Source organism: Paracoccus aerius (assembly GCF_014656455.1).
In the GTDB taxonomy this organism is placed as follows: domain Bacteria; phylum Pseudomonadota; class Alphaproteobacteria; order Rhodobacterales; family Rhodobacteraceae; genus Paracoccus; species Paracoccus aerius.
In genome coordinates this window covers 1-601 of record NZ_BNCL01000104.1, presented here as the reverse complement: position 1 = coordinate 601, position 601 = coordinate 1, and the positions used below count along the sequence as shown (strand labels likewise).

Sequence of the window (601 nt, the reverse complement as noted above, 5' to 3'; positions counted from 1 at the left end):
TCCAGCGTATCGTCGCCAAAGCCACCTGCTAAGGTGTCGCGGCCTGTTCCCCCATAGAGCAGGTCGTTGTCCTGACCGCCATGGAGCCAGTCGTTGCCGTCGCCACCTTCCAGGATGTCGTCGCCCTGGTTGCCCAGAAGCGAGTCATTGCCTGTGCCACCCAGAACAAGATCAGCTCCCGCTCCACCACTGATCGTATCGTTACCGGCAGCGCCATCGAGAACATTGGCACCGGCATCACCGGTCAGAAGATCAGCAAAGTTGCTACCGATCAGGTTCTCGATCGAGATCAGAGTGTCGCGTCCTTCAGAGACGCTGACCAGTTGGGCAACGCCCTGGTTGTTGAGATTGACAGTCACACCCGAAATCGCGGTTTCATAGGTTGCAGTATCAATGTCGATCCCGCCATCCAGCGTATCATCACCAAACCCGCCGCCCAAGGTATCACGGCCTTCACCGCCATACAGTTGGTCGGAGTTCTGCCCCCCATGCATCCAGTCGTCGCCACTTCCTCCTTCGAGAAGATCGTCGCCTTGATTGCCGAACAACATGTCGTTGCCTGCCTCACCCCGGATGGTGTCGTTGCCAGCACCCCCTGAGA

General features: G+C 58.2%; 1 protein-coding gene. It reads right to left on the bottom strand.

Features of this window, described 5'->3' with window-relative positions:
• On the bottom strand, positions 1-551 hold a 551-nt coding region (locus tag IE224_RS20905; protein ID WP_268246579.1), incomplete at its 3' end, for a calcium-binding protein.
• Positions 552-601 lie beyond the last annotated feature (50 nt).